Origin of the sequence: Commensalibacter sp. Nvir (assembly GCF_963921845.1) — a bacterium.
Lineage (GTDB): Bacteria > Pseudomonadota > Alphaproteobacteria > Acetobacterales > Acetobacteraceae > Commensalibacter.
In genome coordinates this window covers 1-15,178 of the sequence record NZ_CAWUGZ010000057.1, presented here as the reverse complement: position 1 = coordinate 15,178, position 15,178 = coordinate 1, and the positions used below count along the sequence as shown (strand labels likewise).

The window sequence follows — 15,178 nt, the reverse complement described above, 5'->3', positions numbered from 1 at the left end:
TTAAAACATTGTAAAAAGTTTTAGGTAGCAAGTTAGTTTTTTATCAGATAATTTTTATATCCTATATTAATCTAGTAATAATGTTCTATGAAGGTATTAATATTTCGAGATTTAAAAGAAATAAGTTAAGTCTATTTTTTGTAACAGTTTGTTTACGATTTTATATATTGATGGCAGAAATAATTTATTTCGCATTAAAATTTAAAAATGTTTAAACCCCGTATGACGAATATTTATTTGACTTGTAATTGTTTTCTCTTATTGATAAAAGCTAAAGATAATTGGTGGGGGCGCATAGCTCAGTTGGTAGAGCAGCTGACTCTTAATCAGCGGGCCCAAGGTTCGAACCCTTGTGCGCCCACCATATTTCATAAAAAATTATGAATGATTTGATGGGATTTGTTCCGCATTTCTAGAGAAAATGCTTAGACTGATTGTGTTTGAAAAATTTATTTTTAAAAATAAAAAAGAATTGTAATAAAATAAGGACGAACGCGGCAATGATGGCTGCTGGTCCAACCCCTTGCATTTCCCATTGGTAAATAAATAAAAACAATAAAGGTAGGAAAACTAGCACGGTGATTCCTCTTGCATAAATTGCTCCAGAAGTATTTCCTGTTGTTATTAAGATTGGCTCTAAAGACATACCCCAAATACCGATAAGTTCTGCTCCTGCCAGCCAATACAGCAAAGTAAGTGTATCATGAGCAGGATTTTTATGGAGCAATAGTTTTAATAAAGGAAATGCAATATAAGGCAGAACAATAAAAAGTAGAGACGTAATTACTCCTGTTAACAATGTTATTTGCAGAGCCATCTTATAGAGGTGAGAAGGTTTGCTACTATTCCATGATCGAACCATTTCGGGGTACAACGTTGATTGCAACAACACAATAGGTTTTGCAGTTGCTTCGGCAATTTTTCCGGCAATATTGTAATGTCCAGCAGAAACTGGTCCTAATATGCTACCAATGACGAGTGTTGTAATTTGCTTGAAGGCTAACGAAAAAGTCATATTAATATTTGTATTCCAAGCAAATTTCCAGATCCCAGGTAAATCTTTACTTAGTCCACCTTTTATATGGGTAAATAGACCTTTAAGTAAATTTTTTTTGTGAAGTTGAGTCAGAGCAAAATAAAGAAAACTAGAAAAATTTGCAAAAGCAGCCAACATCCATACTAAAACAGCACCTCTTATATCGCCACCTACTAGAGTTAAGAAGACTATGCCACAAAATCGGACAAGAGTGGCGACTAAACTTTGAATGGCAATAAGATCATAACGGTTGAGCAATCTTAGAATGCCATTCGATGTCGCGCTAGTGGTAAACATGACGGTAAAGCTAAAAATAATACCAAGATAATGCCATTCGTTTGGCCAACCTAATTCGTTGTTAAAATAAACGGCACAAAAAAAGCTAATGGTGAGCGCTAAGGCACAACTTACTAGATCTAAAAAGAAAGAAAATCGTATAACACGTTGTAATAATGGTATATTATTGTCTTCGAAGGGTTTCAAACCATAGTGTAAAACCGTTTGCCAAGATTGAAATTCGGCCAAATCCCCTATAGTTTGAGTAAAAGAGTAGATAAGAATCAAAAAACCATACCCTTTGTCTCCTAAAAGATGAATTGCCAAAGAGATTTGTATCAAACTTAAAGGAACGTTTATAACTTTCCCTCCTAAAAGTTTTATTAAATTACGTCCGGAACGACGTAAACTACCTCTGTTTGTAGGAAGAATTTTACTAGACACTCGATATTCCTGGATAACCGCAAATGGATAATATTAAAGTAACACTCAATTAAAGGTTTAAAATTATATGTTGATAAATCAAGAGTTACTTAAGAAAGTTTTTTGTTAACTGTAACGCACCGCCAACTTAAAGATATTGTTCTAATACAGTTATAAATAAATTAGAAATTGAAAAAGACAGAGTAATGTAATGTCTCTAGAAGTATTTAAAGTATAAAGTCAAGCTGTACGGATTGAACCTTTTTAACAGTTACTATAATGTCTTTACCTAAATAATTGAATGGCAGTTTTTGTAATTTTTTCTGATATTAGCCAAACATTGATGTTTAAGATATCGTTAAATTTCAATAATAATGACAGAGGAAATTTTAGGCATTTTCTTAATTTTTGCTTTGCGAAAGCATTTTTAAACGTCATTTTAAAGTATTCGTAATTTGCTTTTTGAATATATGAAGCAGTATCTTTAGTTTTTGTTAATAACATTATAGATTGCGCAGACATTAGAGTATATTTTTCGCTGGAAATGCTTACTTAATTAAGCAGAACCTCCATCTTTTTGTAAAGATAAGTTTTATTATGCAAACTAGTAATAGCATATGTAAGAGTTAAATTTGTTTATTCTCAAAAAAATGTTGCTAAAGTGAGAAAAAAAACTTGCTGGATTATTCATAAATTATTTATATTTTTTTGTATATATTTACGTTACTGTAAATTTTTTAAAAATCTTTTTCGAAAACTATTAAGACTATTATTTCGGTGTTACGAAAACAATAGGTAAAAAATTATTTAAGGCATATGAAAATATGAGAATTTTAGTTACCGGCGGGTGTGGTTTTATTGGCTCAGCAGTGGTAAGACATATAATATATAATACAAAGCATCAAGTATTGAATATTGATGCCTTAATGTACTCGGCTTCACTTGAGAGTGTTGTTGAAGTATCGCACAGCAAAAGATATCAATTTCAAATTGTAAATATCCTTAATAAGCCGCTTCTAGAGAACGTTTTCGAACAGTTTCGACCTGAAGCCATTATGCATCTTGCGGCTGAATCTCATGTGGACCGTTCTATTGATAGTCCTGAAATTTTTATACAGACTAATATTGTTGGTACTTACACGTTATTATCCGTGGCATTTCAATATTGGAAAAATTTGTCTAAGGATGAAAAAGATAAATTTCGTTTTCATCATATTTCGACAGACGAAGTTTTTGGTGCATTGCATCCCGGTGATAAACCGTTTAATGAGCAAACGCCTTACGACCCCAGAAGTCCTTATTCTGCTTCAAAGGCAGGATCTGACCATTTGGTAAGGTCTTGGTATCATACTTATGGCTTGCCCACTTTTGTTACGAATACGACGAACAATTATGGATATTGGCACTTTCCTGAAAAATTAATTCCTTTGACCATTATCAATGCTTTAGAAGAAAAAACAATACCTGTTTATGGAAAAGGAGAAAATGTAAGGGATTGGTTATTTGTCGAAGACCATGCAGAGGCGTTGGTTAAAGCTGTTGAACAGGGAAAACCTGGCGATACTTATGCCATAGGTGCACGACAACCAAGAACCAATTTACAGGTTGTGCAAACTATTTGCTCTACGTTAGATGAGCTTAAACCTCGTAAAAAAGGAAAATACGGACATTTGATTGAGTTTGTAACGGATCGTCCTGGACATGATTTCCGATATGAAATTGATCCTACTTATGCAGAGAAAAATTTTCAATGGCAAGCGAAGCATAATTTTGAAAAAGGTGTTTATAAAACTGTTCAATGGTATTTAGAGCATCGTGATTGGTGGCAGAAGATCCGTAAAATGACATACGATGGAAAACGTTTAGGGCTTAATTAGGAAAGTAATTATGCAGTCAAAACCGATCAAAGGGATTATTTTGGCAGGTGGCTCAGGAACGCGTTTATATCCTTTGACTCTTGCATCCAGCAAACAACTATTACCTGTATACGATAAACCTATGATTTATTATCCTCTTAGTACCTTGATGCTAGCAGGTATAAAAGAAATCATGGTTATTTCGACACCTGTTGATACTCCCCAATTTGAAAGATTACTTGGAGATGGTACGGATATTGGAGTTCGATTTGAATATTGTGTGCAACCTAAACCGGAAGGAATTGCACAAGCGTTCATTTTAGCAGAAAATTGGTTGGATGGTGCTTCCTGTGCGCTTGTATTAGGGGATAATTTAATTTTTTCCAATCATTTAAGCGATCTCTTGGAAAATGCTTCTAAAAGAAACCAGGGCGCAACTGTTTTTGCTTATCAAGTTAAAGACCCAGAACGTTACGGTGTGGTATCTTTTAACGAGAATGGGCAAGCGAACGAAATTATAGAAAAGCCTCAAAATCCAATTTCAAATTGGGCGGTTACCGGTTTGTATTTTTATGATTCCCGTGTCAGTACAATTGCCAAAAATATTAAGCTTTCTGCTCGAGGCGAGTATGAAATTACAGATGTAAATAAAGTATATTTAGATGAAGGTGAATTGCATGTGGAATGTTTAGGAAGAGGCTGCGCTTGGTTGGATGCGGGTATTCCGGAAAGTTTAATGCAAGCAGGAACATTTGTACAAACTATTCAATCTCGTCAAGGTATGTTGGTAGGGTCCCCTCAAGAAGTAGCGTATCGCAAAGGATTTATTGACAATACCCAATTAAAAAAAATAGCTCAAAAAATGCAAAAAACAGAACTTGGTCGGATGTTATTTCAATTGGCAAATGAAAAAAATATTTTATAAGGTGTATAATGAAAGTTGAACGTTTAGATATTCCAGAGGTGTTTATAATAACGCCAAAGCGTTTTAAAGATAGTCGAGGTTTTTTTTCTGAAACGTATAACGCTCAATATTTAAAAGAAATAGGTATAAATCACACTTTTGTTCAAGATAATCAAAGTTTTTCTATAGAAAAAAATATAATTAGAGGGTTGCACTGTCAGCTTGCCCCTTATGAACAAGGAAAATTAGTTCGTTGCAGTCAAGGAAAGATTTGGGATGTTGCTGTAGATGCGCGTACGGGCTCTCCGACTTTTGGAAAATGGGTTGCTGCAGAGCTTTCAGAGGAAAATTGGTCTCAGCTGTGGATTCCTCCTGGATTTTTGCATGGATTTTGTACCCTTACGCCTAATGTAATGGTACAGTATAAATGCACGGGACTTTATAATAAAGCGAGTGAACAAGCGGTACGTTGGGATTGTAAAGAGTTAGCCATTGATTGGCCCATTGAGATAGAAAAAGTTATTCTATCAGAGAAAGATATGAATCATCCAAATTTTTCTGTTGTTGATAATTGGTTTAAATACGCGGCCTAGGAATAAAATATGAAAATCATGGTTGTTGGTGGATTAAATGGCCAATTGGCTAATTCACTTAGGTCCTTAAAAGATAAGCGATTTTGCTTTATAGGCCGTCCGGAGTTTGATTTTACGAAACCAGATACTATAAAAACAGTATTTGAAGGAAAAAAACCGCTTTTAGTTGTGAATACCGCAGCATGGACGGCTGTCGATGCGGCCGAAACGAATTCTGATGAGGTTTATCAATTGAATTGTGATGGTCCAGCTATGTTAGCTAAACTTTGCGCGGTTTATGATGTGCCTTTAATTCATATTTCTACGGACTATGTGTTCGACGGTAAAAAAACAGGACCTTATCTAGAAACAGATCCTGTTTCACCTCAAACTGTTTACGGTAAAAGCAAAGCAGAAGGAGAAAAAGCTATTTTAGCTGCGCACCCCAAAACTATTATTTTAAGAACTGCATGGGTATACTCTGCTCATGGAAAAAATTTTGTTAAGTCTATGATTACATTGGGTGCTTCTCATTCGTTGCTGAAAGTTGTCGGAGATCAAAAAGGTAATCCTACGTGCTCAGATGATCTAGCGTCCTCAATACAATTAATAGCAAATCAAATAATACAGAAAGATTGGCAAGATAAATGGTCTGGGATTTATCATGCTGTGGGTACAGGTGAGGCTTCTTGGTATGATTTAGCTTGCTTTACGCTTGAGCAAGCAAAATTATATGGTCAACCTATGCCTAAAATAATATCAGTTGAAACGCATGAATGGCCTACTCCTGCAAAACGTCCGAAAAATTCAAAATTAAATACAGATAAATTAGCCCAGATTTTTGGAATAAAATTTCCTCATTGGAGTGAAAGTGTTCAAAAAGTTGTCGGAACAGTTTTTGCTGCTTAACGAAAAATTAGGTTGCACTGATTACGAGGTAAATGTTGTTTTAATGAGTCGTTACAATAAATTTTAATTCCAATGTAATCTTAGGCAATTACTTATATTTTTATAGCATTAATAAAAAACGGAACAATGTTTTAAAAGAGGATGCATATGAGCAGGAGGGGCTGCGGTTGCTTCTATTTTAGGAAGAAAAGGTAGACAAATGTAACGATTAAATAAGTGATGATATCCTGAGTAATCTTTACATTGACTATAAATTTTATCACCGACAATAGGATGGCCCATTGTGGCACAGTGAATTCTTGCTTGGTGGGTTCTACCTGTTTCTAGGGTCAGTTCCAAACAACTTACATCGTTATCCGTTCCTAAAAGTTTCCATTTGGTTAATGCGGGTTTTCCTTTTGGGTCTATTTGCATATACCAATTTTTGCCTTTTGTAACTTTTGAAATGGGTACGTCAATGATACCGAATGGTTTTCGTGGTTTTCCTTTTACAATTGCCCAATAAATTTTGGTTACTTTCTTTTGTTTGAAATAAATTTGAGCTTGAATGAGAGCCTGTTTCCTTAATGCGATAACAAGGCATCCTGAGGTCTCTTTATCCAATCTATGAACTAACCAGGGGCCTTCTTTTCTTTTTGATAGAAGAGGAAAGTAAGTTTCAACAGAGAATTCCTTTTTGCAATGGTTTGGGTAGACAGGCATCCCCGCTGGCTTATTGATAATAATAAAATGAAGGTCATGGTAAATAATTTTGAAAGGTAGAGAGGTACAATTCATTCTAAAGCTTTATTGATTAAAATTTCTCTTTTACCTACATGATTTGCCGCGCTGACAATTCGTTCTTTTTCCATCTGTTCTATGATTTTGGCAGCACGATTATAACCGATAGATAAATGACGTTGAATGAAAGAGGTGGATGCTTTTCCTTCTTTTAAAACCAAAGCCACTGCCTGATTGTAAAGCTCATCGCTAGCGTTATTTCCTGAACGATCATTTGAATTACTGTCTTCTTCAGGCTCTGCGGTTACATCCTCTACATAGGAAGGCTCACCTTGTTTACGAAGATATTGAACCACTTGTTCAACTTCATCGTCAGAGACAAAAGGTCCGTGAATACGAGCAATCCTTCCGCCTGCTTGCATAAAGAGCATATCCCCTTGCCCAAGCAATTGTTCGGCACCTTGTTCGCCAAGTATCGTACGGCTATCAAACTTACTGATCACTTGAAACGAAATACGTGTAGGAAAGTTGGCTTTAATGGTTCCTGTAATGACATCGACAGACGGTCTTTGAGTAGCCATAATAACATGTATACCTGCTGCACGAGCCATTTGTGCCAAACGTTGAACCGTGGTTTCGATTTCTTTGCCTGCAACCATCATTAAGTCAGCCATTTCGTCAATAATAACGACGATATAAGAAAAATGTTCAAGAGGAATTTGTTGCTCTTCAAACGTAGGTTTTCCTGTTTCTGGGTCAAATCCTGTTTGTATGCGCTTAGTCATCATTTTGTTTTGATGAGAAGCGCTATTTATACGTAGGTTATACCCATCAATGTTCCTTACGCCTAATTGTGACATAAGGCGATAACGTCTCTCCATTTCTCTTACTGCCCACTTTAGAGCAGAAATAGCCTTATGTGGGTCGGTAACTACCGGGGTTAAAAGGTGAGGGATGCCTTCATAAACAGAAAGTTCCAACATTTTCGGATCAATAAGAATTAAACGACATTCGTCGGGGGACAGTCGATAAAGTAGGGATAAAATCATAGAATTGACCCCTACCGATTTTCCCGAACCTGTAGTTCCTGCTATCAAGAGATGAGGCATTTTGGCTAAATTGGTATAAATGGGCTCACCAAAAATATTTTTTCCTAAAGCAAGGCATAACTTAGCATTATATTTGTTCCAAGCATCCGTGTTAATCATTTCGGAAAAATAAATAACTTCCCTTGTATTATTGGGTACTTCAATACCAATAACGTTTCTACCAGGTACCGTCGCTATTCGCACAGAAATGACAGCTAATGAACGGGCAATATCATCTGAAAGCCCTACAACTCGTGCAGAGCGTATGCCTGGAGCGGGTTCTAACTCATACAAAGTTACCACGGGGCCACAAAGAATATTTTTTATACATCCCTTAACACCATAATCATCTAAAATAGTTTCCAACATTCTAGCGTTGGCATGCAACATTTCTGGTGTTGGTTGATTGGAAATATTATTGAGATTTTGATTCAATAAAGAACTAGGAGGTAAAGACCAGGTAGATCCAGAAGCTCCCTCATACGTCGAATTTTTGGTTAGGTGATTAACTTCTGCTGAAGAATTTGTATCGGTTTTACTTAAAAAAGAAAAAATTCCTTTCGGTTTGGATAAAGGTGTCGGTATTGCGTTATTGGTATAAGGAATAGGTTCTTCGGGAGGGGCATCGTGTTCGGTGTTCATTGTTTTTAGAACAGCAATTGTGTTGATGGATCTTTCTTTTACGACCTCATTATTCGTGGGCACTGGATCAAATACAGGGGTATTGTCGGGAGCTAAAAAGCTTGCTTCTTGTTTTTTTGCTGAAGGGTATGTAGTAAGGGTCGTTTCTCGAACAGATTCGTGATAAGAGGGCGGAGTATAGTCTTGGTCTATTTGCATGGAATGACTTGGTTGAAACGACGATCTATCATAATTATTTTCAGGTAAAAAAGACTTGTAGTTTTGATAAATCTCTGAATCAGGTTTTTTTCTTTTTTTTCGAAATAAAATGTAAAAAGAGCCGCTAATAATTTTATTGAAGAAACGAATTAATCTGTGCCATTCGTAACGTGTTAATCCCATAGATAATGGAACAAGAATTATGGCAAATATGAGCCCTAAAAACCAGATAAGAATTTTTCCAGCGGGTCCAAAGGTAGCGTATGCAGCTTCAAAAGCTGTTTGGGCAGTAACCAACCCCATAGACCCACCTAACCCAGCTTGGCTTGGCCATTGAATAATACTACGATTAGTTACAGCTAATGGAATAGCTGTAATAACAGACGCAATAACAGGGGTAGCGCAAAAAAGTGCTAATATTCGAAAAAGAAACCAACTTAAGTGCTGACGTCGAACAAGACTCCAACCCCAAGCTAAAAAAACAGCAACAAAATAGAGGCTAGCAATACCTACCCATTGAATAAGTAAGTCAGAGATACAGGCACCTGTATGCCCTAAAAGGTTAGTAGGTTCTTGCTGAGCGGATGTATTAAAAGAAGGATCCGACGGATTGTAACTTATTAAAGCTAGTGCCAAGAATAAGGCAAAAATCCATAATATCCATCCACAAAGTTGTGTAAGTCTTCTTCCGAAGGCCGATTGTGATTGAGAAGCTGTATTTTTTTTGGTTCTGTAAGGGCCGATCACGACTGCAAATCCACTCGACTAATGCGGGTTAAAATGAAAAAATAATTTAGGGTAATCATTAATCGTTTATCTTCCAGAATTTAATCCATGCTGCTCCAACTTTTCGTTCGCTCAGTAAATGAAAAGGCAAATCAAGGTTGAGCGTTTCTCTCGTAGAAGTTTCAGTGATAATTAAACTTTTTTTAGATATCCAGCCTTTTATCATCAGATTGTGTAAAGAAAAGGGAATAAGATTCTGTTGATAGGGCGGATCCAAAAAAATAAGATCAGAACTTATTTTTGTTGAAGAAATATATAAATTATCCTTGTATATGCAGCTTACTGAATTTGCACGACAAACGTTTATATTTTTTTGTAAAAAGAGCCGAGTATCATCGTTTTTTTCAAAAAAACAAACTTTTTGTGCTCCTCGTGACAGAGCTTCAAGCCCTAGGGCGCCCGTGCCGGCGAACATATCACAGACGATAGCATTTTCTATAAACAATTTGCCTGCCCAAGGCGCGTGAAGAATAATATCAAATATAATTTGTCTTGCACGATCTGATGTTGGTCTGGTCGTTGTACCTGTAGGGGCATGTAAACGTGTGCCTTTATATTTCCCAGCAATAATTCTCATCATACATTTATTTCAAGAGAAGGCTTTTGTAGTGTCTAAACCAAGTTGTTCTTTAATAACTTTATAAGGCACCTCATCAACTGTGCCGACGGGTAGTGTGCCTAATTGAAATGGTCCATAAGCGACGCGTACTAAACGATTAACATGCAGATCAATAAATTGCATTGCTTTTCTAATTTCTCTATTACGACCTTCTTGTAGTGATACTGTGAGCCAGGAATTGTCACCTTTTTGGGAGTCGACAACGATTGTCATTGGTGCATAACGAATTGTCTCAATGGTGACCCCTTTAGACAGTCGCTTTAATTGTTCAGGCAAGATTTTTCCGTAGACTCTCACACGATACCTTCTTGTCCATTGACTGCTTGGCAGTTCAAGCCTACGTGCAAGTTTTCCATCGTTCGTAAGGAGTAAAATACCTTCACTGTTAAAATCGAGCCTCCCCACACTAATAACTCGTGGTAGTGAGTCAGGCAAAGACTCAAAAACTGTTTTTCTACCTTTAGGATCTTTGTGAGTAGTAATGACACCAACCGGTTTGTGATAGCGCCATAATCTTGTACGTTCAGGAGCAGCAATCACTTTACCTTCTACTTGTACAATATCATTTTCTTGAACAAATATTGAAGGATGTTTAATTTGCTGATGGTTGATTGAAACTTTTCCTTCCTGAATAAGTAGTTCAGATTGCCGTCTAGAAGCAATTCCAGCACGTGCCAACCATTTGGCTATACGCTCTCCTTTCAAATGGTTTTCATTATTTTTATCTGTGTTTGCTTTCTGCATAAGCTTTGGCCTTAGAGGTAAGAGCTGAAAAAATTTTACGATCAAGATATTCAATAGAGAATTCAGGGTGCCATTGTACGCCTACGAAAAATTTTCGTGAAGGATCTTCGATCCCTTCGATGGTACCATCTTCTGCCAAGGCATTTATTTGTCCTTTACCTACAGATTTAATATTTTGCTGGTGATAAGAATTAACAATCCAAGATTGACGTTTGCTCAGTGAGGACAAAATAGTATTGGGTATCACTTTAATAATATGGCTTCCTTGATAAGCTGGCAAGTCTTGCATGTGTGGTAAGTAATTTAGTTGGTTTTTTGAAAAGTGCTCGTAAAGATTTCCACCTAAAAAAAGTGTCAGTAATTGTGCGCCTTCGGCAACTCCTAGTACAGGCATGTTTCTTTCCCATGCTTGTTGTACAAGTTGTAGCGTAAAAGAGGTTTGTATTGAGTTGATTTTAGTTTTTATAAATTTTTTATTTTTTGTATATGACTGAAGAGATAAATTAAAATCTTCCCCACTTATGATTAGACCGTCTATTTTATCCAGTAAATGAGGTAAATATTTTGGATTGCATAGAGGTAACCCTACGGGGATAGCACCAGATTCATTGGTTGAATTAAAATAATTTTGTCTTAGTGTAGCCCAAGGGTATGAAGAATAATGTTCGCTTGAATCTTCAAATTGATTAAGAGTAATTCCAATTAGAGGAGAGAATAGGGCAGCCATAATTTTAATACTCTACGTTAGATAAAAGAATATAGTGTTTATTCATTATTAAGGGACAAAGATTTTGTCAAAATTTCTTTCCTTAACAATTTTAAATATTGTTAGTGGTTTATAATAGTAAAAAAAGATTATAGTTTATGCGTTGTAATCAATTTTGAATGAAGCTCAAAACATCTAAACAATGGGGGACACATTTGGCCTATCCAAGTTATTTTTTTTCTTGGAAAATGAGAGAAGCGCTCAAATGTGCAAGAATGGGTCTTGAAAAGGGTGAAGTTCCTGTAGGCGCGCTCGTGCTTTCTCCAACGAAAGAAATTATTGCTTCATCCCATAATTATGTTGAAACACTGCAGGATCCTACGGCACATGCTGAAATACTTGCGCTTAAACAAGCGAGCAAACTATTAAAGAGAAAATACCTTAAAGATTGTACATTGGTTGTTACTTTGGAGCCTTGTCCTTTGTGTGCTTCGGCGGCTATGCTTTATAGAGTAGGACGTATTGTCTTTGGTGCTTATGATCCTAAAGGGGGTGGTATTGAACATGGGGCTCGTATTTTTAATCGTAAACAAACCCTACATCGCCCAGAAATTATTGGTGGTGTAGAAGAGCATGTAAATAAACAGTTACTTAAAGAATTTTTTACGAATTTACGATAATCATTTGGTTAATATTTTGCCATAATTGTTTACCATAGTAGTTTTTATAATGAAATTTATGAATTGAACTGAACAGTAGGTGTTAAATGATTGAGTTTTCTAATTGTAGAAAAGAATCAAACAAAGTTTTACGATTGATTCCTTACGCGAAATGTAAGTTTATGGCTCTTTTGTTGGTTGGAGGTGCTTTATCTTTTCTAAGTCCCACCGTACAAGCCGCGGATTTATTAAATGAACATGCTGGTGCAATTAAGCCCGTCACATCATTACAAAACCTTCCTAATTTTGTTAATCTCGTCAAGCAAGTTAAACCTGCTGTAGTTTCAATTACTACACAAGTTCTGTTAAGTAACGATGAAGAGCCAATGAACGGCTTTCCTAACTTTAATAATGGAGATAATAATAATTTTGGACCTTTTCCTTTTTTCATGTTTCCACAACAAATGCCTAAGCAAATCGTTGAAGCAAGAGGATCGGGGTTTCTTATTTCTCCGGATGGTTTTGTCGTTACAAATAATCATGTGGTTAAAGGGGCAAAAAAGATCACAGTGTCCTTACAGGATGGTAGTAAGTTCCAAGCTAAAGTTATAGGACGTGATTCCAAAACAGATCTTGCTTTGTTGAAAATTGGCTCTGAAAAACCTTTTCCTTTTATACAACTTGGTGATTCTAATGGTATTGAACCAGGAGAATGGGTCATTGCTGTGGGTGATCCCTATGGGTTAGGTGGTACTGTTACGGCAGGTATAGTCTCTGCCCGAGGGAGGGACATTGGGGATGGGCCTTATGATTCATTTATTCAGATTGATGCACCAATAAACCGAGGTAATTCGGGCGGACCACTTTTTTCTCAAGACGGTAAGGTAATTGGAGTAAATACTGCAATTTTATCTCCTTCAGGAGGTTCTATTGGGATTGGATTTGCAATACCTTCCAACACGGTTAAAAATGTAATTGGTCAATTGGAAAAAAATGGTCACGTTACCAGAGGTTATCTTGGTGTAGCAGCACAAGAAATAACTCATTCTATGATTAAAGCTTTAAAATTACCAGAAACTGCTCATGATATGTCCCCTCAAGGTGCGTTGATCGCGTCGGTATCGCCTAACAGTCCTGCTGAAAAGGGTGGCATCAAAGTAGGTGACGTTATCTTATCCATGAATGAAAAAGCAATCAGCAATCCGCGTGATCTGGCGGTTCGTGTCGCAGCCACTGTGCCAGGAACAAGCACAAACTTCAAAATCATGCGAGAGGGTTCGGTTAAAGAATTAAAAGTAACCATAGCCAATCTAGCTGAAGAAAATAAAGATAAAAGGCAAGAAAATAAAAGCCCAAGTAATCTTGGAATAGCGCTTTCCCCTCTTACCCCAGAGCTTAGACAACAGATTGGCGTCGATGATAAAGTAAAAGGCGTTGTTATTAGTGGTATAAATAGGGAATCCCCAGCTGATCGAGTTGGATTACAGCTTGGCGATATTATTGTATCGGTTGATAATCAAGCTGTGGACAACCCAAATGCTGCTGTTAATGCAGTAAAATCAGCTCTTAAAAAAGACACAACCGTATTATTAAGAATTATAAGAGGCAACCAATCTTTATTCGTTCCCGTAGATACCAAGAATGAAAATTAGCTATTGTTTTTTTGGGTTAACTAGAGCTGAAAAATAAGTAAAAAATTATCTAATTTTTTTTACTTATGTTTATAATTTTTATACAATCTAGTAAAATATTTGGTAAGTTAATTCTATTAAATAAGGATTAACTTATTCAAATAGGAGATGATATTCCTCCTTAAGCGTCGCAGGGTTGCGGCTGATGATATCTACGTCGAGCTGGCATTTGTACGAGACGTAGAACTGTACCTGTCCAGCATGAAATTGGTTTTGAAACAGGATAGGTATGTATGTTTAATTCAATTATGCTAATCAGTATTGGTGGATCTTTAGGGTGTTTGTTACGATGGTGGTTAGGGTTTACCTTAAACGCTGTTTTCCCTTATTTGCCTTTAGGTACATTAGCTGCCAATTGCTTAGCTGGTTATTGCATTGGTGTTACTGTCGCTTTATTTGTCTTAATTCCCTCCTTAATACCTTGGCGTTTATTTATCATTACAGGGCTTTTGGGTGGATTATCAACATTTTCTTCTTTTTCTCTTGAAGTTGTATTATTGATGCAAGAAGGAAAGTTTGGGTGGGCAATAGCGACAGTTTTTATTCACGTGGTTGCTTCTATTGCCTTGACTATACTAGGCATGTTAACAGTATACGGACTTAGGTCTTGCATTATTTGAGTTTGTTAAAGGGATTAACTAGTGCGGTATATTATTTCAAATAAAAGGACATTTTTTAATAAAGTAATAGGGTTTTTTGTGGGCATAGTAATGGTAAGTTTAAATTGTTTTATGCCTGTACTTGCACAAAATCTTGATACGTCTTTTCCTTTTGACGAATCGGTGTTGCGTATTGAACGCCTAAGCCCATTTAAAGGATTAATTATGGATTATCAGGGGCAACAGCGCTACACAAATATTAAATTTAATCCTTATACGCATACAGTGACGGGCAATGGGTTATGTAATAAATTTGTCGGACGGTTTAGTCAGAACGGAAATCAATTAACTCTTAGTGATATAAAAAAATCGAATATCAAATGTCTTTCAGAAGATGTTAATCAACAAGATAATCGTTTTTTCCAAAGATTGCAGATACTTTCTTCATATGAAATACTCGGTAAAGTAGTAAAGTTTTTGGATTCAAAAAAACATGTAGTAATGATGGCTCGTTCTATCAAATAAAAGTTTGTTTCAAACTTAGACTAATTAGATAATGTTCATTATAATACGTAGAATGCTATATAAATTTAGATTTTAAAAGTTGTGTTTATTTGTTTTAGTAACAATTATTATTGTTATGGAAGTTTATTACAGGGCGATCCAATTTTGCAGGCTTTTGTAATGGATAAATTAAAGTTACAATTTGTTTTTATATAATGCATGTTTTTTTAAATGAGTGCTATGTAC

The 15,178-nt window shown here is 36.0% G+C and carries 14 protein-coding genes, 1 tRNA gene and 1 riboswitch; of the genes, 9 read left to right on the top strand and 6 right to left on the bottom strand.

Annotation, left to right across the window (positions count from 1 at the left end; genetic code table 11):
- Positions 1-288 precede the first annotated feature (288 nt).
- A tRNA-Lys gene (locus tag AABE15_RS04185) sits at positions 289-364 on the top strand.
- Positions 365-412: 48 nt separating this feature from the next.
- Here AABE15_RS04185 and AABE15_RS04180 read toward each other — a convergent pair.
- Positions 413-1,756: a lipopolysaccharide biosynthesis protein gene (locus AABE15_RS04180; RefSeq protein ID WP_338330024.1), complete on the bottom strand. Its 1,344-nt coding sequence runs from the start codon at positions 1,754-1,756 to the stop codon at positions 413-415.
- An 803-nt stretch (positions 1,757-2,559) separates the two neighbouring features.
- Between AABE15_RS04180 and rfbB the strand changes: the two genes are divergently transcribed.
- The 4 genes from rfbB to rfbD are packed head-to-tail and all read left to right on the top strand — an operon-like array spanning position 2,560 to position 5,976.
- Positions 2,560-3,612, top strand: coding sequence for a dTDP-glucose 4,6-dehydratase (gene rfbB, locus AABE15_RS04175; protein ID WP_338330023.1), 1,053 nt, complete (start codon positions 2,560-2,562; stop codon positions 3,610-3,612).
- A gap of 10 nt (positions 3,613-3,622) precedes the next feature.
- A complete protein-coding gene (gene rfbA, locus AABE15_RS04170) occupies positions 3,623-4,516 on the top strand; it encodes a glucose-1-phosphate thymidylyltransferase RfbA (RefSeq protein WP_338330022.1) in 894 nt (297 codons plus the stop codon).
- 8 nt (positions 4,517-4,524) lie between these two features.
- The gene (gene rfbC, locus AABE15_RS04165) at positions 4,525-5,088 is read left to right on the top strand and encodes a dTDP-4-dehydrorhamnose 3,5-epimerase (protein ID WP_338330021.1); all 564 of its coding nucleotides are present in this window, start codon (positions 4,525-4,527) and stop codon (positions 5,086-5,088) included.
- A 9-nt stretch (positions 5,089-5,097) separates the two neighbouring features.
- Positions 5,098-5,976 carry a dTDP-4-dehydrorhamnose reductase gene (gene rfbD / locus AABE15_RS04160; RefSeq protein WP_338330020.1) on the top strand — a complete coding sequence of 293 codons (879 nt, stop codon included), beginning with the start codon at positions 5,098-5,100 and terminating at the stop codon, positions 5,974-5,976.
- A gap of 108 nt (positions 5,977-6,084) precedes the next feature.
- On the opposite strand, the gene AABE15_RS04155 is transcribed toward rfbD, so the two are convergent.
- From AABE15_RS04155 to AABE15_RS04135, 5 genes are read right to left on the bottom strand one after another with little or no spacing between them, the layout of a single operon-like run.
- Positions 6,085-6,753 carry an RNA pseudouridine synthase gene (locus AABE15_RS04155; RefSeq protein WP_338330019.1) on the bottom strand — a complete coding sequence of 223 codons (669 nt, stop codon included), beginning with the start codon at positions 6,751-6,753 and terminating at the stop codon, positions 6,085-6,087.
- On the bottom strand, positions 6,750-9,371 hold the full coding sequence (locus tag AABE15_RS04150) for a DNA translocase FtsK (RefSeq protein ID WP_338330018.1): 2,622 nt from the start codon (positions 9,369-9,371) through the stop codon (positions 6,750-6,752). Before AABE15_RS04150 ends, AABE15_RS04155 begins: the two co-directional genes overlap by 4 nt.
- A gap of 58 nt (positions 9,372-9,429) precedes the next feature.
- The gene (gene rsmD, locus AABE15_RS04145) at positions 9,430-9,990 is read right to left on the bottom strand and encodes a 16S rRNA (guanine(966)-N(2))-methyltransferase RsmD (protein ID WP_338330017.1); all 561 of its coding nucleotides are present in this window, start codon (positions 9,988-9,990) and stop codon (positions 9,430-9,432) included.
- A 9-nt stretch (positions 9,991-9,999) separates the two neighbouring features.
- Complete coding sequence (locus tag AABE15_RS04140) at positions 10,000-10,773, bottom strand: pseudouridine synthase (protein ID WP_338330016.1); 774 nt, start codon at positions 10,771-10,773, stop codon at positions 10,000-10,002.
- Positions 10,751-11,500: a gamma-glutamyl-gamma-aminobutyrate hydrolase family protein gene (locus tag AABE15_RS04135; RefSeq protein WP_338330015.1), complete on the bottom strand. Its 750-nt coding sequence runs from the start codon at positions 11,498-11,500 to the stop codon at positions 10,751-10,753. The genes AABE15_RS04140 and AABE15_RS04135 overlap by 23 nt, the downstream gene beginning before the upstream one ends.
- A gap of 227 nt (positions 11,501-11,727) precedes the next feature.
- On the opposite strand from AABE15_RS04135, the gene AABE15_RS04130 reads away from it, so the two are divergent.
- From AABE15_RS04130 to AABE15_RS04115, 4 genes are all read left to right on the top strand, one after another.
- A complete protein-coding gene (locus AABE15_RS04130; protein WP_338330025.1) occupies positions 11,728-12,159 on the top strand; it encodes a nucleoside deaminase in 432 nt (143 codons plus the stop codon).
- A gap of 86 nt (positions 12,160-12,245) precedes the next feature.
- A complete protein-coding gene (locus AABE15_RS04125) occupies positions 12,246-13,790 on the top strand; it encodes a Do family serine endopeptidase (protein ID WP_338330014.1) in 1,545 nt (514 codons plus the stop codon).
- A 134-nt stretch (positions 13,791-13,924) separates the two neighbouring features.
- A riboswitch (Fluoride riboswitch) is annotated at positions 13,925-13,991 on the top strand.
- A 71-nt stretch (positions 13,992-14,062) separates the two neighbouring features.
- Positions 14,063-14,449: a fluoride efflux transporter CrcB gene (gene crcB, locus AABE15_RS04120; protein ID WP_338330013.1), complete on the top strand. Its 387-nt coding sequence runs from the start codon at positions 14,063-14,065 to the stop codon at positions 14,447-14,449.
- 90 nt (positions 14,450-14,539) lie between these two features.
- Positions 14,540-14,953, top strand: coding sequence for an META domain-containing protein (locus AABE15_RS04115; protein WP_338330012.1), 414 nt, complete (start codon positions 14,540-14,542; stop codon positions 14,951-14,953).
- Positions 14,954-15,178 lie beyond the last annotated feature (225 nt).

Excerpts from the sequence above, each read along its gene's own strand:
- rfbB (WP_338330023.1), top strand. The coding sequence starts at position 2,560 with ATGAGAATTTTAGTTACCGGCGGGTGTGGTTTTATTGGCTCAGCAGTG.
- rfbA (WP_338330022.1), top strand. The coding sequence starts at position 3,623 with ATGCAGTCAAAACCGATCAAAGGGATTATTTTGGCAGGTGGCTCAGGA.
- rfbC (WP_338330021.1), top strand. The coding sequence starts at position 4,525 with ATGAAAGTTGAACGTTTAGATATTCCAGAGGTGTTTATAATAACGCCA.
- rfbD (WP_338330020.1), top strand. The coding sequence starts at position 5,098 with ATGAAAATCATGGTTGTTGGTGGATTAAATGGCCAATTGGCTAATTCA.
- AABE15_RS04155 (WP_338330019.1), bottom strand. The coding sequence starts at position 6,753 with ATGAATTGTACCTCTCTACCTTTCAAAATTATTTACCATGACCTTCAT.
- rsmD (WP_338330017.1), bottom strand. The coding sequence starts at position 9,990 with ATGATGAGAATTATTGCTGGGAAATATAAAGGCACACGTTTACATGCC.
- AABE15_RS04140 (WP_338330016.1), bottom strand. The coding sequence starts at position 10,773 with ATGCAGAAAGCAAACACAGATAAAAATAATGAAAACCATTTGAAAGGA.
- AABE15_RS04135 (WP_338330015.1), bottom strand. The coding sequence starts at position 11,500 with ATGGCTGCCCTATTCTCTCCTCTAATTGGAATTACTCTTAATCAATTT.
- AABE15_RS04130 (WP_338330025.1), top strand. The coding sequence starts at position 11,728 with ATGAGAGAAGCGCTCAAATGTGCAAGAATGGGTCTTGAAAAGGGTGAA.
- AABE15_RS04125 (WP_338330014.1), top strand. The coding sequence starts at position 12,246 with ATGATTGAGTTTTCTAATTGTAGAAAAGAATCAAACAAAGTTTTACGA.
- crcB (WP_338330013.1), top strand. The coding sequence starts at position 14,063 with ATGTTTAATTCAATTATGCTAATCAGTATTGGTGGATCTTTAGGGTGT.
- AABE15_RS04115 (WP_338330012.1), top strand. The coding sequence starts at position 14,540 with ATGGTAAGTTTAAATTGTTTTATGCCTGTACTTGCACAAAATCTTGAT.